Genomic DNA, 21474 nt, shown 5'->3' on the forward strand with positions numbered 1-21474 from the left:
CTGCCCCGGGCAAGCTGCTGCGCCGAGATGGCCTGGGCGTCCACAGCTGGCTTCACGTCCGGGGCCGGACCCGCGCCGATTTGGACGGGATCCGCGCCGGCCGCCGCAGGATCTGCTGGGCCGCAGGTCAGCGGGACCGTGCGGCGGCTGGGAAGCTTGGGGTGACCCGACGGATCTCCTCAATTCCTGGTCGCGATCGTGCATTCGATCTGGACGGTGTTGCGGTAGATCCTGATGGGGTCGAAGGCCGGCAGGGCGTCGCGCAAGCACCGCTCGAACTCGTCCCTCTTCGCTCCCAGCACGTGGGGCTGGAGTAGGAGAACGAGAACTGGAGACTGGAGGCCGCGTTCGTCAGCGATACGTCGCCCCTCGGCGAGCATGGCCGGTTCGGGGTCAATGGCGTCGACGGTGCGAATCAACGGGGCGAGGGGTCCCTGTCGCTCGCCAGCCGCGTAGCCCGGGTGTATGCGGTCGACCCCGAACCTGGGATGCAGGCCGAAGGCGCCCGCCTCGCCCGAGGAGGGCGGGCCCCGAACATCCAGTGGCGGCGAGGCGACTCCACGACGATCACCGGCATGGGCCTGCCGTCACAGGACCTGTGCGTCATGGCGAAGGTCAGACATGAACGCAGCGAGCCAGGTGTGGTCGTCCCGGATCTCGGACTCAGGGCGGGGTGAGGGTACAACGGTGATTGCCCGGCCGTCCGTGTGCAAGGCGGCCGGGCCATGGCGTGGTGCGGGGAAGCGGACGGGCCGACAGGGCTAGCCTCGGCGGCCGGACGACCAGGACAGGTAGGTGCGCCGTGCCCCGTTCCGCAGTTCCCGAACCCCCGCGTACGAACCGTACGGGCCGTACCGGCCGCAGGGCCGGCTCCGTCCTGGTGCTGCTGGCGCTGTGTGCCATCGGGCTGGCCCCGGCCGGTACGGCAGCCGCCTCCGACCCGGGATCCGGAGGCCCGGGCGGCACGCTGTACGTCTCCGACTACGGCAACGACCGGGTGCTGCGGGTGGCGCGGCGCGGCGGGCAGGACGTGGTCCCCGCCGTGGGCCTGGTACGGCCCACGGGCATGGTGGTCGACGCCGCGGGCGATCTCTACGTGGCGGACACCGGGAACAACCGGGTCGTACGGATCCCCGCGGACGGCGGCCCCCAGGTCACCGTCGCGACGGACGGGCTCTCCCGCCCCCTCGGGCTGGCACTGGACGCCGAGGGCGATCTGTACATCGCCGACAGCTTCAACGACCGGGTCGTCGAGGTACCCGCGGACGGCAGTGGGCAGCGCACCGTACCCACCGTGGGACTTCTCCACCCCTGGGGCCTCGCCTTCGACTCCGCGGGTTCCCTCTACGTCACCGACTTCGTGAACGACCGCGTCGTCACCCTCCCCGCCGGAGGCGGCGCGCAGCGCACCCTTCCCTTCTCGGGGCTCTCCCAGCCGGCCGGCATCGTCCTCGACCCGGCGGGCAACCTCTACGTCTCCGACACCGGCAACAGCCGTGTGGTGAGGCTGGCGGCCGGCGGCTCCGGCCAGAGCACGGTCCCCGCGTCCGGGCTCAACGACCCGCTGGGCCTGGCCCTCGACGGGCGGGGCCGCCTCTACGTCGCGGACGCCTTCAACAACCGGGTGGTCCGCCTCTCCCCCGACGGCAGCGGCCAGACGACCCTCCCCGTCACGGGCCTGAACACCCCGACGGGCCTGGCGATCCCGCCCACCCGCACCCTCCCGGCGGGCACCCATCGCGAGGGACGGTCCTAGCAACTCTGCGCGTCCGCGCCGACTGCCGGGTGGACCAGTGCTGCACGCAGCTCGCGGGTCAGGGAGTCGGCCCGGTCCGCCGGGTCCGGGTCGACGATCGTATCGACGCTCTCGGCGGCGGCTCGCGCGGCATCCGCGAACGAGGTCAGCAGGCGCGGGGACATGTCGTGCCCGTCACCCGTTGTTCCGTAGATGCCGATGCGCCCCTCCTTGGCCGTCGGGTCGCCGTACACCTCGGTGAAGATGCGGCGTGGGCCGACGGTGAGACGGGCTGCGGATCCTGCCGGCGGAAACCGTGGTCTACGACGGAACCCGGATGCGGATCGCCCACCCCGGGCTGCCGTCCAGGTCCGCTGCCCGGCCTCGTAGGCCAGCTTCGGGTCCCCGGGACCGTGGGGCGCTGGCCGGGCGTATGTCAGTGCCGGGTGCGAGGCAGTGACCTGCGGCTGTGGTGCCGCCGAGCGGTTAACGGCGAGGAGCAGGTCATGGACAACTACCGGGTGAGGTGGGTGCGGGCGAGCGATAGCTGGCCGGTGGTTCTCGGGATCAGCTAGATTCAGCCCAGCGCCGAGCACCGCAAAACCCGTCTCGAGGCCGAGGGCGCATCAGACATCAAGATCGTGAAGGTGAAGCCCGGCGCGTAGGACCGCCCGATTCGCGTGCGCCCGGCCGTCTCCACGCCGGGGGTGCGGGCGTTGAATGCGAACAGCCCCCTCGACCTGGTGGTCGAGGGGGCTGTTGCGTTGGTAGCGGGGACAGGATTTGAACCTGCGACCTCTGGGTTATGAGCCCAGCGAGCTACCGAGCTGCTCCACCCCGCGTCGGTGAACACCACCATACGGCACTGGCCCCACGCTTCCGACCGAGTATCCAGGCGATGAGGCGATCGCGTTCCGCCCGCAGCAAGTCTGGACCGACCTCAGGCCGTTCTCCTCGGCAACGGACCGGGGAGTGTCTCGGAGTACCACGACCGCCCCTCCAGCGGACCAAGCTGCGGCTGACGCCCTTGCCGGTTGCCTTTCCACCCGTTCGCTTGACCTCATCGTGTCGGCCTGGCGGGCCGAGCGGCGAGGGAAGGGTCTGGATATCGGGCGGCCGCCCGAGCACGACCTGCGCCGCATCATGGACGCGGCCAGCGTCTCCGACAACGCCGGCGGCATCCACCTGCTCTCAAACATCGCTAAAGCCTACCCCCGCATCACCAAGGCCGGGGCCGACACCGGATACCGGACCAACGCCATCGACCACGGCGCCACCCTCGGCATCGACGTCGAGGTCACCCGCCGCGACCCGGGCGAGAAGGGCTTCAAGGTCATCCCGCGGCGGTGGGTCGTCGAGCGGACCTTCGGCTGGTTGATGAACCACCGCCGCCTCGCTCGCGACTACGAAACCCACCCACCCCGCTCCGAAGCGATGATCCGCCTCGCGATGATCGACCTGATGAGCCGTCGCCTCACGCACGAAGCCACGCTGAACTGGCGCGGCACATAGCTCGCCCCGTGCGTACTCAACGTGAGGCGTCAGCCCCCCTCAAAGCCACGGAAGGTCCCCGATCCGTCAGCGGCATCGGCGAAGTCCGCAAAGTCCATGTTGGCGATGCTGAGGTTGGCAGCCACGTCCGGAAACCACTGCACCGGAACCCTGAACGTTCGCCCAGGTTCGTCCGAGAGGTCCACGGCCAGAACTGGGTGGCCCGGATCGCCCATCGTGATCGTGTCCGCCAGGAACGTGTAGACGATCTGGTCGCCTTCTTCCGCGGCAGCTTCTTCGTCCACGAGTGCCTGGACATCCACGTCGGCGAAGCAAAGGTCGCTGACATACGTGGCATGGGGATACTCGCCAGCAGCATCGAGTACGGCTCGAACCGCATCCCAGGCTCCCTCGTCACCGAAGTCGGTGCGCAGGACCAGCGAAGTCAGATCATCGGGATGAGGCAGGGGCATGAACGTGATCCTCTCACCCGACGCCGGCATCGACCGTCGGCGAGGTCAGGGCACCCAACCGCGTCGACGTGGCCTCCCAGACCCCACCGGCCGGTCGGCATTGCCAAACACCCCCGCCGGGACAAAAAGCTCTTTCAGGGCCAGCGCGCCAACGGCCACCCGGGCCGGGCCGCCGGGCTGATTGCGCAGTCCGACGTCCAAGTCCACGAAGGTGGCGGCACTGAAACCGTCATCGATCATCCCCACCGGAGCCCCGGCATCGGCTCCGCATCACCGCGGCCCCGGAAACCCGGCCGGGGGCGTGCGGGACCTCCGTTCCTGGACGCCGTACGGATCTGGGAAGCGGACACCGCAAGCGATTTCTGGCAGTCGACCCCACCGACCGGCGGCTTCCGGTCAACCTCCGGGAGCCGTCGCCCCAGCAGCACGGCGGCCCCCCGACATGATCAGCACCCATACCAAGGAGGCCGCCACCACGAGGGCGGCCAGATCCCGCTGCTCCGGCACCCAGCCTGCGCTCTACTCACTCACTCCAGTCCCCCGCCTCTCGCGTCCGGCCCACCTCACCGTGCCGACGTGCTTCCTCGTCATGCGCGAGAGCGGGTGAACTCAGCTCCACAGCCCGCCAGTTGAAGGAGATCTCGCGTGTCCGAGCAGCAAGACGTGAAACAGAAGACCGTCGCGGCCCCCGCACCGCCGGACTTCAAGTACACCTGGGGCCAGCACAACGAAACGATGGAAGCCCTGTCGCTCAGGCAGATGGCCCGCCGCGTCCCGGCCGCCCTACGGCAGACCTCGCAGCTCGCGCTCGCCGTGAACCGCAACGCCTTCCACGTGCTGGTTGCCGCCCAGATCCTTGGCGGGATCTGTACGGCTGCCGCACTCGCGGCGATCTCCAAGGCGATGGTTCCCCTGCTGGCCGGCGACGGCGTCCAGGAACGCATCTCGGCCTCCATCTGGCCGCTGGTGATCGCGGCCGCGATGACCGCCCTCGGCGCGCTCTCCTCGATCGCCTCCGGCAGCGCCGCACGCCGGCTGAACCCTGGCATGGCCACCCTCGCCGACCTCGCGATGGTCGACGCGCACATGGACGTCGAGCTCGAGGCCTACGACGCCCCGGACTTCACCGAGCGCTCCGAGGCTGCCGAGACCGGCTCCGCCCGCTCCGCGATGCTGCTGCAGGACGCCCTCGGGTTCACCGGCGGCTTGATCGACATGGTGGCTGTCGCTTCCGTGCTCGCTCTCGTCCACCCCGTGCTGCTGCCGCTGCTCCTGCTGTCGGTGGTCCCGCGCGGCCTCGGGTCCGTGTACGCGGCACGCCTGGACTACCGCCTGCACAACGCGTCGGTCGCCTCGCGGAACATCAAGCACATGATGCGGTGGCACCTGACGACGCCGAAGCTTTCGGAGGAGCTGCGCGGCAACAGCATGCGGCCGTACGCCCACGCCTGGTACGCGGCCGTCTGCGAGCGTATCGACTCCCGGATGGTGTCCTCCGCCCCCCAGTACCTGGTCGTCTACCTGATCGCAGCCGCATGCTCCGGCGTGTTCGTCGTCGCCACGTACGGCGCGCTCGCCGCGCTGGTGGTCGGCGGATACATGGCCATCGCCGCGGCCGGCACGGCCATCGTCGCGATGCGCACCTCGACCGCCGCGCTGTCGCAGCTGGTGGTCTACGGGGCGGCGATGTTCCAGCACGCCCTGTACCTCGGGGACTACACGAACTTCGTGAAGGAGGCCGCCGCGAAGTCGGGGCCCCGCGGCCCGCAGGTCATCGAGGGCGGGCCGGAGAAAATCCGGCTGGAGGAGGCCACTTACACCTACCCCGGCAAGGACGAGCCCGCGCTCGGCCCGGTCTCCCTCACCCTGACCCGCGGTGAGGTCATCGCCGTCGTCGGCGAGAACGGCGCCGGCAAGTCCACTCTGATCCGGCTGCTCACCTCCCTGACGGTCCCGAGCTCCGGCACGGTCTCCTGGGACGGGATCCCGACCGCTGACTGCGACCAGCGCACCGCCTGGCAGCATGTCGGCCTGGTCACCCAGTCTTACGGTTACTGGCCGTTCTCCACCCGGGAGAACGTCACACTCGGTCAGCCCGATCCCGTGCGGGGTGAGGAAGCCGTCTGGGATGCCCTGAGCGCGGTCGGCATGCGCGAGGCCGTCGAAGCGTTCCCGCAGCAGCTGGACACCCTCCTTGCGCGTTCGATCTGGGGCGGCCACGAGCCGTCGGGTGGGCAGTGGCAGCGCCTCGCGTGTGCGCGGGCGTTCCACCGGCGGCCGCGCCTGCTGGTCATGGACGAGCCGACCTCGGCGATGGACCCGCGCGGCGAGCACATGGTCTTCACCGGCCTGCGGGACATGAAGCAGGACCGGATCACGGTGATCGTCACGCACCGGATGGAAAACTGCCGCCTGGCCGACCGCGTCATCGTCCTTGACGGCGGCAAGATCACCGAGCACGGCACCTACGACGAGCTGGTCGCCGTGGAAGGTGGCCGTTTCAGGGAGCTCGTCGATCTTTCGCAGGACCGATGACCCGCTAGCCCGGACCTCTGGAGGTCTCCGCCTTCGGAGACCTCTTCAGACATCACCGCCAACCCCCGGCTGACAGGCCGGCACCCGACCGAAAAACGCAAGCCGCTGATCGAGTGTCACTCCACCGCCTCCACTCGAACGCGTGAGTTCAAGACCAGCCAGCCCCGCGTGACCGGCCCCGCACACCGCAGCCGCACAACCGTTCTATGAATCATCCGTTCCCGGCCGTTACGACCCGAGGCTGAGCGCGTTTTTAGAGCACCAGTGCCATCCGGCCACCCAGTTGGAGGACGCCGTAGGAGCCGACATCAGCATCGGGCAGCAACGGGCAGCAACCCTTGGGAATCGAACAGTCCTGAGCGGTGAGCCAGGACTCGACCCACGACGGTCCACCTGATGGCCAGCGCCCCGGCCCTGCGCCCTGCCGGCACCTCCAGCCCACCGCTCCCTACATCCGCCATCTCTGTGAGGTCACCTTGCCGCCCTCCACCGCCCACATCCGCACTCTCGTCACCGCCTACCTGGAACAGCACCCGGCCGAAGCGCCCGCGCTCGCACCTCTGTTGCGGATGCTGGACGAAGACGCCGATCCCACGAGCCGCTCGACCATGCCAGGGCACATCACCTGCAGCGCGGTCGTCGTCGACCACAACCGCCGTGTCCTGCTCATCCACCACAACCTCTTCAGGCTGATGCTGGCACCAGGCGGGCACGTGGAGGCAGGTGACCGCTCACTGCTGGAGACGGCACTGCGCGAGGTCCACGAGGAGGCCGGCATCCCGCCCGGCGCCCTGTGCGCCACCACCGCCTACGGACCCCTGCCCATCGACATCGACGTATTCGACGTCGACGCCAACCCCGTCAAGAGCGAAGACGCCCACCAGCACTGGGACTTCCGCTTCGTCTTCCAGCTGGTGGACAGGAACGTCGAGATCACCGTGCAGACGGAGGAGGTCTCGGCCGCCGAGTGGCGCGCCTTCGACGAGGTCGCGGCCCCGCAGCTGCGGGCGAAGCTCTTGGCCTCCGGTCTCGACGGCCGGATCGAACCGGTCAACGCCACCACGCTGATCCATGACGGCCGGGGAAAGTACCTTCTTCATCTGCGCGATGACGTCGAGGGGATCTGGGAGCCGGGTGCCTGGTCTCTGCTCGGTGGCGGCCGTGAGCCCGAGGACGCCTCCTTGGAGGCCACGGCCCGCCGCGAGCTGTGGGAGGAAGCCGGACTCGCCCTGCCGGTGCTCGAGCCGTTCGCCGTGGAGGTGGCCACCGGAACCAATGGAATGGCTGTCCCGGTCCAGATCTTCTGCGGCCGGTGGACCGGCGATCCGGCGAGCGTCGACCTCCGAGAAGGGGTCATGGTCGCCTGGTTCAGCCCCGACACGATGACCCGCCTCAGGCTGAGCCCCTCCACCCTCGACCTCGTACGCCAGCACGCGGCCGGACCCGCCTCCGACACCCGCTCCGACCCGGAACTGTTGGCCGTCGCGGAGCAACGGCCCAGGTCAAAGGCAGGGAGCAGCAGCGTCCCGCACATCGTGGGTGTCCACCTCTACCTCCAGCGCGAAGACGGGAAGGTCCTCCTCGGACTGCGGCACCCCAGCTCCGCGTTCGCCGCCTCCACCCATCACCTGCTCGCCGGCCACTGCGAGCAGGAATCCGCGGTGAGCTGCGTGGTCCGGGAGGCTCAGGAGGAGGCGGGACTGCTGATCGACCCGGACGAGGTGGAACTGGTCCACGTGGTGCACATGATCGACGCGCCCGGGGCCCAGCCACGGATCGGTCTGTTCCTCCGTGCCCGGCGGTGGCAGGGCACACCCGAGGTCCGCGAGCCGGACCGCTGCACGTCCTGGGACTGGCACGACCCAACACGGCTTCCCGAGCGCATCGTCCCGTACGCAGCGGCCGCCATCGAAGGGATCCAGGCGGGCCGCGTCTACACCGAACTCGGGTGGTCCTGAGCTGTTCCCGGCGCCGTAGCCGCCTCGCGCTCCGTCTCCGACTCCGACTCCCTACTGAAGTCGGGCGCGGCCCGTCTGCTGGCGGTTTTTTCCCCGCTGACGGGCCCCGGAAATCCGGGCCCCCGGTCATGTAATCCCCGCCCAAAGCCTCCGGCACCACGCCGGAGCACGAACCTCGACCCACGGAGGAAGTCATCCCAACGCAGTCCGTCATGGGCATCTTTGCCCACCCTGACGATGAAGCCCTGGCCGCAGGTGGCGTCCTGGCGCAGCATGCGGCGGCCGGTGCCCGCACCGCTGTCGTGACAGCCACCTGGACGCCCGGTACCCACCGCGCCGAAGAACTCGCCCACGCGCTCGACGCCCTCGGCGCCGGCTCACCCCGCCTGCTCGGCTACGCGGACCACCAGGTGCCGGAGTCCGCCCCCGAACAGCCGCGCCTGTGCGATGCCCCGCTCGACGAGGCGATCGGCCGGATCGTGGCCCACCTGCGCGAATTCCAGCCCGACATCGTCATCAGCCACGACCCCACTGGGGCATCCGGACACCCTGACCACATCCGGACCCACCAAATCGCTCTTCTTGCTGCCCATGCCGCGGGCATCGCAGAACTCCACCCACAGGCCGGCCCGGCCTGGACCCCCAGCAGCCTCTGGCTCTGCGCCTACCCAACCGCGGGCGCCCAGCCGCTGGGAGACCTTGTCGCCACCGCCGGGAAGCGCCTTCGGACGGTCCCGGACGAGATGATCACGACGGCCGTCGACGTACGGCCGTGGATCGACCGGAAGCAGGAGGCGATCCTGGCCCACCGGTCCGAAGTAGCGCGGTCCCGCTCCCTGCCCGCCCTCCTGGCCGGCCTCCCCGAACAAGATCGGGCGAACATCCTGGGCACCGAGTGGTTCATCTGCTACGACCTGGACCCCGGCCGGGTCCCCGGGCACCGTGTCCAGGACCTGCCACGGCCGGCAACGGAGGGAGCGTGAGGGAGCAGCAGTCGTTCCCGGCGGAGCTGACGGGGTGGGTGGAGCAGCACCTCGGGCCGGTGACCACCGTACGGGACGCCTCGCACGACCGGCCGTCCTCCCGGGTCTGGGAGTTGGAGGCCGGCAAGGGTGGCCGGTACTACCTGAAGGTCTCGCCCGACGGGGAGTCGTTCACCCGCGAGAACTGGGCCTACCGATCCGCCGTGCCAGCCCTTGGACACAGCCGGGCCCCTCAGCTCCTCGACTGCCGTGCCGAGAGCCTCGCCCTGCTGCTCACCGCCGTGCCCGGGACTCCCGTCAAGGGGCTCCGAATGAGCGCGGCCGAGCAGCGCACCGTGCACTGGCAGGCCGGTGCGCTCACAGCCCGCCTCCACGAAGCCGGCACGGCCGGGGTGCCGGTCCACGCCGTCGTAGAAGCGGCCTTTCACGCGGCGTCGAACGCTGTGGAGGATCACCTTGCGCAAGCCGGGGCCCAGATGAACGTCGCCGAGCAGAGCCTGGTCCGGGGGTATGCGGAGCGGCTCCGCCATGTCGGCAGGGTGCCGGTCGGCCTGATCCACGGTGACAGCAGACCCCGGAACTGGATGTGCTCGGCCGATGGCCGGCTGGCGATCATCGACTTCGAGGGGGCGCGTACGGCGCCGGTCGTCCAGGACCTCGTGATCCTCGCCACCTCCGAGTGGGCCGAACACCCTGACCGGATGGGAGCGTTCCTTCAGGGGTACGGCCGCCGGTTGACCGACGACGAAGGGGTCGCACTGCGGTGCCTGACCGCGCTGGACGCGGCCGCATCCATTGCCTGGGGACCCGCACACGCCGACGTCTTCGTCACCGCGTCCGGGCGGCGAACCCTGGACCGTCTGATGCGCGAGGACCACCATCCGTGAACCGCCGAACCCCTTCCGGACCTGACACGATTCCCCGAATCGGAGCGCGACCCGACATTCGCGTCATCCGCTGCGTCACACCCGCCTCCACCATCGTCGGCCGGATAACCCAGCGGGCACGGACGGACGCCCACCGTGCGGCACACGCCCTCCGGACCAAGAACTCGTCCTTGGCTGTACTTCGCGCAAGGCCCAGGCTGCTTCGCGGCTTCGCCCGTCTACGCCGGTGCCGGGCTGCAACGACTTCATTTGTGGTCGCGCATGAAGGTAGGGATCTCGTCGCGGGTCGGGTAGTTCGGCAAGGGGGCCGGCTTGTCCTGAAGGAACGCAGTGATGACGGCGGCGGCCCGGTCGTTGTTGTCGTCGAGGCCGTTCCACATGTGATGGCCGACTCCGGGCATGTACTGCGTGCGCTGGATGGCGGGGTCATTGGCGAGGATGGCGGTCGCCCATTGACGGACCTGGGAGGAGCATTCGGCGATCATCAGCATCGCGGGGGTCCGGGACTGCCTCAGTAGCGGTATGAGGGAAGGCGAGTCCTTGACCGTCTGCTGGACGCGGAGGCTGGCGGCGGGGCTGAAGGAGAAGTTCTGTTCGGTGTCCTCGCTGGGGATGCGGTGCGCGTCGCCCGCGCAGTAGGCGGATGCGGTGTCACCGCCGAGGTCTGCGGCGGTGAAGACGTTGGCGCCTTCGGCCTGTCCGATCAGTCCGGTGTCGGGGCTGAGGAGTCCGAGTCGCATGAGGCCGAATGCCACGGCGTACCGGGGCACGTGCGTCGATCGCGGTCCGGACGGGTCCGGGGCGAGGCCTTGTGCGGATGCTCGGCCCGTGTGCCCGGTGGTGTGTGCGGTGGGGCCGTCCATGGGCCCGGGCTCGGCAATGATCGCCCGGTGCAGGCGTGTGGCGACGCCTGGGTCGGCCAGGGCTCGGGCGAGCACGACTCCGCCCCCGGAGAATCCGAGGATGTCGACCTTGCCCTTGTCCAGGCGGTCGACGAAGGCGGCGAGGTCGCGGACCGTCCTGGAGATCGTGTACTGGTCCATGGGGAGCAGGTCGCTTCGTCCGCCGCCGGCCTGTTCGTAGGCGTAGACGTCGTAGCCCTGGCGTGCCAGGAGTTGCAGAAAGGTGTGGTCTTGCACCGAGATGCCGCGGATGGGTCCTCCGTGGAGGTACACGAACGGGACGGGATGCCGGGGGCCGGGGTTCGCGGGCGGGTAGTGATAGACCGCGACCCGGCTGCCCGTGGCCAGGTTCCAGTGCTGAGTGGACACGAACGGCAGCGCGGGCGGATACCGCCGGGCCGTCGGTGCGGTCGGGATGCAGACCGCCGCCGTCAACGCCGCCGCGACGACCACCGGTAGGACCGGCACGAGCCGCGCCGGCCAGGTGCGGTGCCGACCCCGCCACAGCGCGAGGACGGTCCCGGTCCCGAGGGTCGTCAACCACGCGGCGAGCCCCGAACCCGCCCCGGCCGTGAGTGCGATCAGTACGGGGAAGACGACGACCAGCGCCACAACGGCGGCCAGGGCCAACAGTAAGCGTCCGGTGAAACGGACGAGACGTAAGGCGGACGTGGGCACGGCGGACCTCCGACAGTTTCAGAACACTGTTTCAAAACGACGTTATCAGAGGGGGTAGGCTGCTGACCGTGGGTAGGCCCAGAACAAACGACGAGGCCGTCAAAGAGCGGCTTGTGGAGTGCGCGACCGAGATGCTCGCCACCCGTCCGCGGGAGTCCGTCACGGTCCGCGCCGTGGCCACTGCCGCCGAGGCGTCGACGACGGCGGTGTACTCCTTGTTCGGCGGTAAGGACGGGCTGATCCGTGCGGTGCGCGACAGAGCCGTCGCCGGCCTGTTCCAGGACCTGTCGGCGGTACAGACCTCCGCGGACTCTCTCGCCGACCTCTACGCACTGGCCGTCGCCTACCGTCATTGGGGGCGCGGACACAGCCACCTCTACACAGTGCTGTTCGGTGGTGTGCAGTCCTTCGACCCGTCGGGAGAGGCCGGTGCCAGTGACCCGATCCGCCCGCTCCTCACGGCGATCGATCGTGCCTTGGCGGCGTCCGTCCTCGCCGGCGACGCAACGTCGATCGCCCTGTCGATCTGGGCTGCCCTGCACGGGCTCGTCACTCTCGAACTCGCCGGGGCCCTCGACGCCGCCACGGCCGAGGCCGCTTTCCGCTCGACGATTCACGCCACGCTGCGCGGATGGACGACCCCGGAGGTGTTCCGCAGTCTTCGCCAAGCCGAACTCGCCCGGTGACCGGATCAGGGCCGGAACCCAGGCTCGCCCGACCCTTGGCTGAAGCCGTGGTGCGTGGTCAGTGAAGACCGGCATGCCAAGGTCAACCAGGTGCGGCCGTCCATCGGTCGGAGCCCGATTGAGGCTGTTGAGCTTGGCCATCGCGGCGTCAAAGCTGACGTGAAGCCCTTCGACATCGCCGAGCCAGCCGTTGGCGCGGGCCTCGCGGATGCGCTCGCAGAGGTTCTGGATGATCGCCAGGAGGCGGGGCCGCTGTTAGCTGGGCGCCCGCCCGGCTACCCCAGGTCAGGCGCGTGCTGCAACAGCCGACTAGCTGACGACCAGCGGCCGTACGCGGGCCAGCAGCAGTTCAAGGAACCGCTCCGGCCGTCGGAACGCCGCGAAGTGGCTGCAGTCCTCGATCACCGCGAACCCCTGGACCGGGCCCTGGACGTGGTCAAAAAAGCGGCGGGCGAGCTCGGGCGACGTAAGGACGCCCTTCTCGCCCTGAAGGACGAAGAAGGGGAGCTCGAATCTCGTGCCGTCCGCCCAGTCGTCGAACCCGGCGGTGGCCTGAGTGATCTGCTCCGAGAGGGTCATGCCTTTGACGAAAAGCCCCAGCTCTCGCAGCGAGTGCAGCGGCGAGAACCACAGGGTGCGGATCGCCTGCCCGGACATCGCCCGGGCTTTCGACCTCGCCCGAGCCTTCGCCGAGCTCCTCCGCCACCGACGTGGATTCCTACTGACCGAGTGGATCCGTCAGGCTGAACAAGACGCCCCGAAGCCGGTGAGCGGCTTCGCCGGCTTCCTCCGCCAGGGCCTCGACGCCGTCACGGCGGGACTCACCCTCCTCTGGAGCTCAGGCGTCGTTGAAGGCCACGTCAACAGGGTCAAAACACACAAGAGAGCAATGTACCGACGGGCATCCTTCGCCCTTCTCCGGACTCGTATCCTCACGCGATGATGCGTGCCGATCCGGTGACAGGGGTGGAAGCGAGGCAGACGCTACAGGGTTCCGGCGTCCGGCCAGTGAGCCCAGTGTGTGTGCGCTGGAAGTGTCGGCTGGTAGCGGGCCGGGTCCTTGGAGTCCAACACCTCCGCGATCATCTGGAAGGTTTCGTGCTGACTGGGCAAAACCTCCCAGAGGTCTTCCGGCTGGTTCCATTCGTCGAGCCGTAGCAGCACAGGCAGGTCGGATGGGATGTTGGCCCGTAGTTCCTCCTCCGTGGCCAGCAGAAGCCCTCTGTGCGCCGGTGTGAGCAGACGGAATACGTCTTGCAAAGGGGTGCCGGCGTTGGCTTCGACTGCCAGTGCAGTCCCGCGTACTACCAACGGGACTCCCCCGACGAAGACTTCGTCGCCGTCGGCATCGATCTCCTCCATGTTGTCGACGCGGTCCAGGAAGTCGCCGAACCCGGGCTCGCCGCGTGTCAGGGAGTTGCCGAAGCAGTACATGACGTCGATGAGGTTGGCGCCGCGAGGGTTGTAGCCGAGCAACTCGGTGACCATGGCCCAACGGATGGTGTCGCCGAACAGGTGGATACGTGCATCGACCGGGTAGTAGTAGCCGTTGTCCAGGTTGGGGAACTCTGACTTGTCCGCGCAGAGGTCGAACTGTCCGAGTATCGACGAGGTCGTCATCACGTGCCCTGCCCTAGGCCTCCGTAGTGGCGGCAGCTGCTGGAGGTCTGGATCGTGAGCAAGACGCTCCCTTGCGTCGGCGCGGCGACGGTCGGACTACCATTCACGGAATTCCGGTCAGAGCCAGAAATTCGAGATCGTCATCAAACTGACCGGTCGCGAACGCAGCTGCGGCTGACAGCCAACTGCGACACGCCGCTGCGCGTTCCTAGAACTCACCGACATATTCGTCATCAGCACCGTCTGAGCGTTCTTGGTAGTCAGCTACAAACGTTCTCCGTTCTCAGGGTCTGGCCCAGGTTCTGTGGACGGTGACGCTGGGTGATGGATTCTCGGGGCTGGTGGGTCGGGAGATCGTCCGGATCTCGATGGTGCCGTGCCTCAGATAGCTGAGCGTCGGCGGTCGTGTCGCAATCATGGTCGTGGCTCGGCGAGTTGCTGTTTCCGTCGCTGCCGCAGGTGGAAGTCGTCTGTGTCGAAGCGTCGGGTCCGGCGGTACGGGTCGAGGCCCGGCTCGCGGCGTTGGGGGCCGCGTGTCCCGGCTGTGGGGTGTGGTCGGAGCGCGTACACGGCTCCTACCTGCGGTATCCGTCTGATCTGCCCAGTTGTGGAAGGCCGATGGTGGTGGCGTTGCGGGTGCGCCGGTTCATCTGCGCGCAGGGGGCGTGTCCGCGGCGGACCTTCGTCGAGCAGGCTGACGGGCTGACCCGCTGGAACGGCCAGGTCACCGAGCGGCAGCGCGCGTCGGTCGCGGGCCTCGGCCTGGCTCTGGCGGGGCGGTCCGGCGCGCGGATGGCCGCGCTGCTGGGCATCCGTACGAGCCGCAGCACCCTGCTGCGACGTGTGATGGATCTGTCCGACCCGGCTGTAGGCGCCCCGGTCGCGGTCGGCGTTGACGACTTTGCACTGCGCCGGGGCCATGTCTACGGCACGGTGATCACGGACGCCGTCACCCATGAGGTGCTGGACCTGCTCCCGGACCGCGATGCCGCCTCACTCGCGCCCTGGTTGGCCCGGCACCCGCAGATCGACGTGATCTGTCGCGACCGTGCCAGCGCCTACGCCGACGCCGCTTCGACGGCCGCGCCGAGGGCCAGGCAAGTCGCCGACCGGTACCACCTGTGGGCGAACCTGGTCAGCGCCGTGGAGAAGACCGTGGTCGATCACCGCCAGTGCCTGCACACCCTGCCCACCCGGCTGCCCGAGGCCGATCCTCAGTGGGAAACCCCGGACCCCGAGCAACCCGTCCCGGCAGAGCCGGCCGGCAAGATGGCCGAGCGCCGCCGCCTTCACCACGCCCTGGTCCACGACCTCCTCGGCCAGGGCCTGAGCGAGCGGGCGGTCGCCCGCCACCTGGGCTGGAGCCGTAACACCGTCCGCCGCTACGCACGCGCCGGACGGTGGCAGGACATGATGAAGAGGCGGCCCCGGCCGCGCGCGAGCATCCTCGACCCGTACAAGCCCTACCTGGAGCAACGCTGGGCGGAGACGGGCGGAAAGATCACGGGTCTCACGCTCCTGGCAGAGATCCGCGAACGCGGCTACCGGGGCGGCCACACCGTGCTGGCCGTGTGGAAGCAGGGGCAGCAGAGCCCCGATCAGCCTGCTCCGTCTCCCGCACCGCCCACCGTGCGGGCCGTGGTCGGCTGGCTCACCCGCCACCCTGCCGGCCTCACCCTCGATGAGGAACTGCAGCGCAAGGCTCTCCTGGCCCGCTGCCCCGAACTGGAGACGACCGCCGACCTGGTCCGGTCCTTCGCCGAGATGCTCACCAGCCTGGAAGGCAACCGGCTGCCCGAGTGGATCACCCAGGCGATGACGTCCGGACTGCGCGGGATCAGCACCTTCGCCAACGGCCTGAACAGCGACTACGACGCTGTCGAAGCCGGGCTGACCACCCCGTGGAACTCCGGCCACGTCGAAGGCGCCGTCAACCGCATCAAGATGCTCAAACGACAGATGTTCGGACGCGCCGGCTTCCCACTTCTACGCAAGCGGGTCCTTCTCGCCTGACGCTCCGTAACTCGAGATTGGATCCCGCCTGGTCCCCGGCAGGCCCCGTCTGAGGGGGCACGGCGATGTCAGCCGGGCTTCGTATCTTAATCCGATGACTCGAAACAAGATCGGACAACGGGCCCTCGAAGCGGCGATGGCGGACGCGAGCTTGACAGTCGTCGAGCTCGACGACGCGTCTCGGTGGCTGGCGGCCGCCGGGCCGGAGCTGGCGGGCCCGCTCGCGGCCGAGGTCTGGGTGTTCGACGAGACCTTGTCCCGGGTCGTGCTGGTGAAACATCGGTGGCGTGGCCTGGTCCCGCCCGGTGGGCGGGTGGAACCGGGTGAGACTCCCCGGGAGGCCGCAGGGCGCGAGCTTCTTGAAGAGACCGGCCTTCGGGTGGAACTGCTCCGGGAGCCCGCTCTGGCGACCGTCCGTTCCTATCGGCCTGGCGCTCCGGTGACGTTCGGGCTGTCATACGCGGCAGTCGTCGATGTCGAAGTGCCGCTCGTCCCGGAGGACGGACAGCCGGTGACATGGGTGAGCCTGGAGGAGGAATGGGACAGCTGGTTCCCCGGCGACCCGGCCTGGATGCACCGGCATGCGGCATGGCTCGCGTCGCAGCCCCTCCGATCCTACGGACCGTGACCAGACCACAGAACTTGCGCCAGACCCCAAAACCACCCGTTGAAAACACGGGCGCGGGCCGGCCTGCGCCAACGCCTCAAACGGTCGTCCAGCGCCGAGCAGACGGCCTCGTGGGCCTCTTTGCTGAGGGCAAAGACCCGTTCGACGACCGTGGGAACCTGCATGGCTCGGACCGCGTCCGCGGTGATCTCCGGGCGGATCTGCAGCCGGCCGGTGATGGCGGCTGCTGTCCTCGCCACTCGGCTCGGCCAGGAGCCCCTCGACGCTGTCGCGGTAGACCGCGGCCTCCGCGCCGTAGCGGCAGCCCCGGAAGCGCGAGAGGGGGAACCGCCGTGGCCGGCGGGGCCGCCTCCCGTGGTGTCGCGATCCCTGTCATCACGCATCTCCTCCCTCTCGGCTCAGCCCGGCGCACGCAGAACGGCAACCGAGCTCCGCGCAGGCGCCTCCTCCATCCGGGCAGCGGGGGTGGCGGCCTGAGGATGTCTCGACGGAAAAGCCCCCGGGTTGGCCGTCAGGCCGTCCCAGGGGCTTTCCGTCCAGCAAGCATGCAGGTCAGCCGGCGACCACCCCCGTGGCAAGGCTCGTCGCGGTGCCGGACAGGTGACCGGTCCGGTAGGCCGTCACCCGCAGGGTGATCCGCTTCCCGAGCTGTGCACCGGTCAAGGTGAACGTGGTCCCGGTCGCGCCGGTGATCAGCTTCCCGTCCGCGTACCACCGGTAGGCGTACGAGGTCGGTGCCGGGGTCCACGTCCCGCGGTTCGCGGTGAGCACACTGCCGACCTTGGCCGTTCCCGTGACGGACGGGGCCTTCGTCGGCTTGGGTGCGGCTCCCTTGACCAGCACGGCGGCGCTGGTGGCCTTCGCCGGCGGGTGCCCGGCCTTGCGGGCGGTCACGGCCACGGTGAGCTGCTTGCCCTGGAGCGCCGCCGGCAGCGTGTACGCGGCTGTCGTGGCACCCGCGATCGCTTTCCCGTCCGCCTGCCACTGGTAGGCGTAGGAGTCGGCGACCGGCGACCAGGTGCCGGCCGTTGCCGTCACCGTGCCACCGACGACCGCGGTGCCGGTGATGGTGGGGGCGGCGGTGGAGCGGATCGGAGCGACGACGGTGACCGAGCCCTTGGAGTACTCCGCGCCGAACGCGAACACGCTCACGGACAGCGGACCGAGCGGGGCGTTGGTGAGGTCCAGGGCGACCGTCAGGCGGCGCCGGTCCGGAGTGAGCGCGAGGGTCGTCGAGCGGGCCTTGAAGTTGCCGTTGCGCACCTCGACCGCGGTGTCCTCGCGCAGTGCGCCGCCGGTGACGGTCATGGTGATCTTGCCCTGTCCGACCGTGGACGGACCCACGGTACCGACGCTGCGCGCATGGGGACCGCAGACGACGTCGGAGCACGTCGCTTCGACCTTTACCGGCGTGGAGGCCTGTGCGGGCTTCTCCGGCAGACCGATCACGAGGGTGGTCGGCCGGTAGGCCTTCGGGTAGCCGCTCGGAGGGGAGCAGTCGTAGGTCTGTCCCTCACTGCTGTGCGACCCCCAGCAACCGTTCTTCAGGGTCGACCGGTCGTACATCCAGGGTGTCGGCGTCTGCTCGAAGGTCCCGGCCGGCGTGAACCGCAGGTCGAACCTGTCGCCCGTTGCCGTCGGGAGCACGGCGCAGATCGCCGTCTTCTGCTCGCTGAGGGTGGCGGTCAGCGGCCCGAACCCGTAGCTGACGTTCGGGACCTTGATGCACTCGGGGGCGGGCCCGGCCGCCGTGGCGATGCGCAGTGCGTCCAGCCGGTAGGCGGGTGCCGCGGTCTTGCCCTCCGGGACCTGGACGAGGACCTGGTAACGGGCGGAGCCGGTGGCGGCGCAGCCCGCGGCGAAGTAGTCGCAGGCGACGGCGCCGTTCGACCCGTACACCAGGAGCCGGGCGGAGCCCTGGGCGTCACGGGCGTTCAGGTGCAGGGTGTCCGCGGCATCCGCCGTGGTCACCTGGTGGCACAGGAACGTGCCGGGCTTGGCCGGTACTCCTCCGGTGGACGGGCCGCCCACCGCTGTGGCCGCGGTCGGGACGCAGCCGCGCGCGGTGGCGGTGACGTCGAGGCGGGTCAGGGCGAATTCGGCCGGCACGTTCCGGCCCCGAACGAGGACGGTGTGCGCGGCGTTGGCCGTCAGGTCGCAGGTGGAGAAGGAGCCGTAGGACGCGCTGATGGAGCAGACCAGCTTGCCCTTTTCGTCGAGGACGGTGGCTCGGGCGTCCGAGTCGCCCGAGACCCGCTGGATCTGGAAGAGCTCTTGGGCGGAGTGGTCGTTGGCCGCAATGCTCAGGCAGCCGGCGAAGACCTCCGTACTGGTCTTCACGCTCATCCGGGCCGGCTTCCCGGTGAAGTCGCCAGGCAGGAAGGTGCGGCAGGCGCTCGGCGCGTCGGTGCGGTGCACGACGAGTCGGTAGACGGCGTCCTTGCCATACGGGTCGCTCTTGGAGACGAGGGCACGGTACGGGGCGGTACCGCCCAGGACGCACGTGCCGTCCTCCAGCCCGTCCGCGCAGAAGGTCGCCCCCTTGGCGTCGACGACGGTGATTCCTGCGACGCCGTCGGACAGGACGGCGACGTGGGCACCTCGGGGCAGCGGCAGGTTCAGGCAGTCGACCTCACCGGGGACGGTGAACGTGCCCTTGTAATCGCGCGCGAGGGTGACCCCGCTCTGACAGCCCTCCGTCGACGTACGGGACAGGATGCGTACGGCGACGTCGGTGAGCAGGGTGTACGGGGTGCCGGCGGCGAGCGGGCAGATCTCGCCGTTCACGCAGACGGCGGAGCCGTCCGGTGCGTACACCTCGATGTTGGAGGCCCCGCCCTGAGCATCGATGCCGACGATGCCGTAGGGGCCGGTCGCGGCCGGGGTGAACGTCCTGCAGCCGGTCTGCGGGGCGGCCTGCACGGGCGCGGAGCCGTACGTGGTCGCGGTGACGGGCACGCAGCCCTCGGGGTTCGACAGACGCCTGACCTTCAGGGCGTAAGCGACAGGAAAGTCTCCGCGGCGGACCTCGGCGAGGATGCGGTAGCCGCCCGCCCCTGCGGGCAGGACGCATTCAGCGCTCTCACAGATGCGCTTGCCGCTGCCATCCGTGATCCAGTGCCAGAATTCTCCGTACCCCGCGGTCGGCCGGAGATCGGAGGTAATCCGATCACCGGCGGTGGCGTCGAACGTGTAGCAGAGGATGCGCAGGTTGTCCGCGGCGCGTCCCGTGGTCGGGGCGGAGTCGTAACGGGTGCCGGCGACTGCCGGACACGCGGAATCGGCGGCCATGAGCGGGACCACGGTGACCCGGTTCGTGAAGGTGGCAGTGCTGCTGTTGTAGACCGACAGCGTGTACGTTCCGGCCCCGAGCTCGCACCAGGTGGCATTCCAGGGGTCCCCGCAGCCGACCTGCTCCCCGCCTGAAGTGAGCGAAGGGACGGCTTGCTGTTCGGACAGAACGAGCCGGTGCAGTCCTGGCTTCGTCACGACGACCGTGAAACAGGCCCTGCTCTGAGCCGCGATCGTCGCCCTGCCGACCGCGCTGCCCGGATCCCCGAAGGGTGCGAGCGCGAGCGGCGCGCAGGGTTCAGCGGCAGCACCTGCCGCGGCCGGCCCCTGCTCGGCGGCCTGGTTCGCGCGGACCGGGCTCGCCGGACGCTGCTGCACCGGTTCGGCCTGCGAGGCGCGTGGGGGTACGGGTGCGGGTGCCGCGCTCGTGGGAGCGGTGACCGACGGGGTCGTCGCGGCGAACGCGTTCCCGGCCGGGATGGCGGGCGCCAGCAGGGCCGCCAGCAGAGCGGGTACCAGCAGCCGTTTCGCAGATCTGAATCCTGCGCGCGAACGCGCGGAGTTGAACATTCTGTTCCCCCCAGAAGCGATGTCTCCGATGTGGACGCCCACATGGGCGTCACACTGTACGGTCAGCCTCCGACACGCCTGTCACGGCCACCCACCCCCCCTTGACCAGGCAGAACACCCAAAACCGGCCGAGCCGCCTCCGAGGCCCGTGGGCTTGCTGCGCGCGGCGTCCGTTCAAACCGCAGTCGTCTCCTCAGGGTCACCCCCGACGCACACGACGAGCAGCCAACGATGCCGCGAGCGGGATACGCCGCCCGGCTGTACGGCGGGCCAGCCGCCCACGAGGCCGTCGCGCCGGCACGCGCCGCCGTCGCCGGCGAGCCGGATGATTCGTCCCCTTGGGTGGAAGGACCCTGACAAGATGGAGCATCCCGTGCGTGAGGAGGCCGAGTTGACCAGTCCCGAGGCCAAGGGGCCCAAGCTACCGCCGACCTACCCGCCGAAGACACCGCCCCCGCAGAAGAAGCCGGCCGAGGCACCGCGGCCCCAGCCGGCGGCGAAACCCCAGTCGGAGTCAGAGATCACGGTACGGCGCCCGCGCATGGTCGTACGCAACCGGCGTACGGCTGCCATCGCGCTCCGCGCGGACCAGTGGGCCCCGAGCAAGGCGGTCCGCCAGGTTCTCGACATCGCCCGCGGATGGGGGTATCCGGCCCTGGACGAAGCCGACCTCGACAGCGCGGTACGGACCCTCGTCACGGCCGCCGTCACCGACGGCGGAAAGCGCCTCAGCATCCACCTCGGGGACCAGGGCCACAAGCTGCTCGTCGCCGTCCTCAGTCACACGCCCGGGGCCACGGACGACACCGTGCTGCCCGCCGTCGCGGCGCTGCACACCGTCGACTCGGCAGGCACCGACACCGGTGACGACGGCCGCCGGATGTGGGCCGTCCTGGACGCAGCACCCCGCCGCAGACGGGCCGGAGGCACCGCGGCGTAGGCCGCGCGTCCCCGCATGCGCGGGAAGCAGGTGACGACGTAGCCGTCACGCGCGTCGTACATGGGGTCATCCCCGCGTGCGCGG

17 protein-coding genes, 1 tRNA gene and 1 pseudogene are annotated in these 21474 nt (G+C 69.6%); 11 read left to right on the plus strand and 8 right to left on the minus strand.

What is annotated here, in order from left to right; translation table 11 throughout:
- Positions 1–179: 179 nt before the first annotated feature.
- Complete coding sequence (locus OG898_RS28785; RefSeq protein WP_266960814.1) at positions 180–419, minus strand: hypothetical protein; 240 nt, start codon at positions 417–419, stop codon at positions 180–182.
- A gap of 383 nt (positions 420–802) precedes the next feature.
- On the opposite strand from OG898_RS28785, the gene OG898_RS28790 reads away from it, so the two are divergent.
- Entirely contained in the window at positions 803–1756 is a 954-nt protein-coding gene (locus OG898_RS28790; RefSeq protein ID WP_323182850.1) for a hypothetical protein, read from the plus strand.
- Here OG898_RS28790 and OG898_RS28795 read toward each other — a convergent pair.
- Positions 1753–1989, minus strand: coding sequence for a hypothetical protein (locus OG898_RS28795; protein WP_266960816.1), 237 nt, complete (start codon positions 1987–1989; stop codon positions 1753–1755). The genes OG898_RS28790 and OG898_RS28795 overlap by 4 nt on opposite strands.
- Before the next feature lie 511 nt (positions 1990–2500).
- A tRNA-Met gene (locus OG898_RS28800) sits at positions 2501–2577 on the minus strand.
- Between the two features lie 301 nt (positions 2578–2878).
- On the opposite strand from OG898_RS28800, the pseudogene OG898_RS36350 reads away from it, so the two are divergent.
- Positions 2879–3247: pseudogene (locus OG898_RS36350) on the plus strand (transposase); the annotation flags it as partial.
- 29 nt (positions 3248–3276) lie between these two features.
- On the opposite strand, the gene OG898_RS28810 reads toward OG898_RS36350, so the two are convergent.
- Entirely contained in the window at positions 3277–3699 is a 423-nt protein-coding gene (locus OG898_RS28810; protein ID WP_266960818.1) for a hypothetical protein, read from the minus strand.
- A 645-nt stretch (positions 3700–4344) separates the two neighbouring features.
- Here OG898_RS28810 and OG898_RS28815 point away from each other — a divergent pair.
- The 4 genes from OG898_RS28815 (at position 4345) to OG898_RS28830 (ending at position 10062) form a co-directional block, all read left to right on the plus strand.
- Positions 4345–6234, plus strand: coding sequence for an ATP-binding cassette domain-containing protein (locus OG898_RS28815; protein WP_266960820.1), 1890 nt, complete (start codon positions 4345–4347; stop codon positions 6232–6234).
- A gap of 476 nt (positions 6235–6710) precedes the next feature.
- Complete coding sequence (locus OG898_RS28820) at positions 6711–8192, plus strand: NUDIX domain-containing protein (protein WP_266960822.1); 1482 nt, start codon at positions 6711–6713, stop codon at positions 8190–8192.
- A gap of 212 nt (positions 8193–8404) precedes the next feature.
- Entirely contained in the window at positions 8405–9175 is a 771-nt protein-coding gene (locus tag OG898_RS28825) for a PIG-L deacetylase family protein (RefSeq protein WP_266960824.1), read from the plus strand.
- The gene (locus OG898_RS28830) at positions 9172–10062 is read left to right on the plus strand and encodes a phosphotransferase enzyme family protein (protein WP_266960826.1); all 891 of its coding nucleotides are present in this window, start codon (positions 9172–9174) and stop codon (positions 10060–10062) included. Before OG898_RS28825 ends, OG898_RS28830 begins: the two co-directional genes overlap by 4 nt.
- A gap of 245 nt (positions 10063–10307) precedes the next feature.
- On the opposite strand, the gene OG898_RS28835 is transcribed toward OG898_RS28830, so the two are convergent.
- Positions 10308–11594, minus strand: coding sequence for an alpha/beta hydrolase (locus tag OG898_RS28835; RefSeq protein WP_266960828.1), 1287 nt, complete (start codon positions 11592–11594; stop codon positions 10308–10310).
- A gap of 116 nt (positions 11595–11710) precedes the next feature.
- Between OG898_RS28835 and OG898_RS28840 the strand changes: the two genes are divergently transcribed.
- The gene (locus OG898_RS28840) at positions 11711–12328 is read left to right on the plus strand and encodes a TetR/AcrR family transcriptional regulator (RefSeq protein WP_250749686.1); all 618 of its coding nucleotides are present in this window, start codon (positions 11711–11713) and stop codon (positions 12326–12328) included.
- A 309-nt stretch (positions 12329–12637) separates the two neighbouring features.
- Here OG898_RS28840 and OG898_RS28845 read toward each other — a convergent pair whose 3' ends face one another.
- On the minus strand, positions 12638–12985 hold the full coding sequence (locus OG898_RS28845; protein WP_266962746.1) for an alpha/beta fold hydrolase: 348 nt from the start codon (positions 12983–12985) through the stop codon (positions 12638–12640).
- Here OG898_RS28845 and OG898_RS28850 point away from each other — a divergent pair.
- Complete coding sequence (locus OG898_RS28850) at positions 12906–13271, plus strand: transposase (protein ID WP_266960832.1); 366 nt, start codon at positions 12906–12908, stop codon at positions 13269–13271. The genes OG898_RS28845 and OG898_RS28850 overlap by 80 nt on opposite strands.
- A 41-nt stretch (positions 13272–13312) precedes the next feature.
- On the opposite strand, the gene OG898_RS28855 is transcribed toward OG898_RS28850, so the two are convergent.
- Positions 13313–13951 (minus strand): hypothetical protein, encoded by a 639-nt coding sequence (locus OG898_RS28855; RefSeq protein WP_266960834.1) that lies wholly within the window; start codon positions 13949–13951, stop codon positions 13313–13315.
- Between the two features lie 456 nt (positions 13952–14407).
- Here OG898_RS28855 and OG898_RS28860 point away from each other — a divergent pair, with 456 nt between their 5' ends.
- On the plus strand, positions 14408–15961 hold the full coding sequence (locus OG898_RS28860; RefSeq protein ID WP_266962651.1) for an ISL3 family transposase: 1554 nt from the start codon (positions 14408–14410) through the stop codon (positions 15959–15961).
- A 94-nt stretch (positions 15962–16055) separates the two neighbouring features.
- Complete coding sequence (locus OG898_RS28865; protein WP_284717614.1) at positions 16056–16589, plus strand: NUDIX domain-containing protein; 534 nt, start codon at positions 16056–16058, stop codon at positions 16587–16589.
- Between the two features lie 552 nt (positions 16590–17141).
- Here the strand turns inward: OG898_RS28865 and OG898_RS28870 are convergent.
- Positions 17142–20450 (minus strand): hypothetical protein, encoded by a 3309-nt coding sequence (locus OG898_RS28870; protein ID WP_266960836.1) that lies wholly within the window; start codon positions 20448–20450, stop codon positions 17142–17144.
- Between the two features lie 361 nt (positions 20451–20811).
- Between OG898_RS28870 and OG898_RS28875 the strand changes: the two genes are divergently transcribed.
- On the plus strand, positions 20812–21390 hold the full coding sequence (locus OG898_RS28875) for a hypothetical protein (RefSeq protein ID WP_266960838.1): 579 nt from the start codon (positions 20812–20814) through the stop codon (positions 21388–21390).
- Positions 21391–21474 lie beyond the last annotated feature (84 nt).

Source organism: Streptomyces sp. NBC_00193 (assembly GCF_026342735.1).
GTDB lineage: Bacteria > Actinomycetota > Actinomycetes > Streptomycetales > Streptomycetaceae > Streptomyces > Streptomyces stoeckheimensis.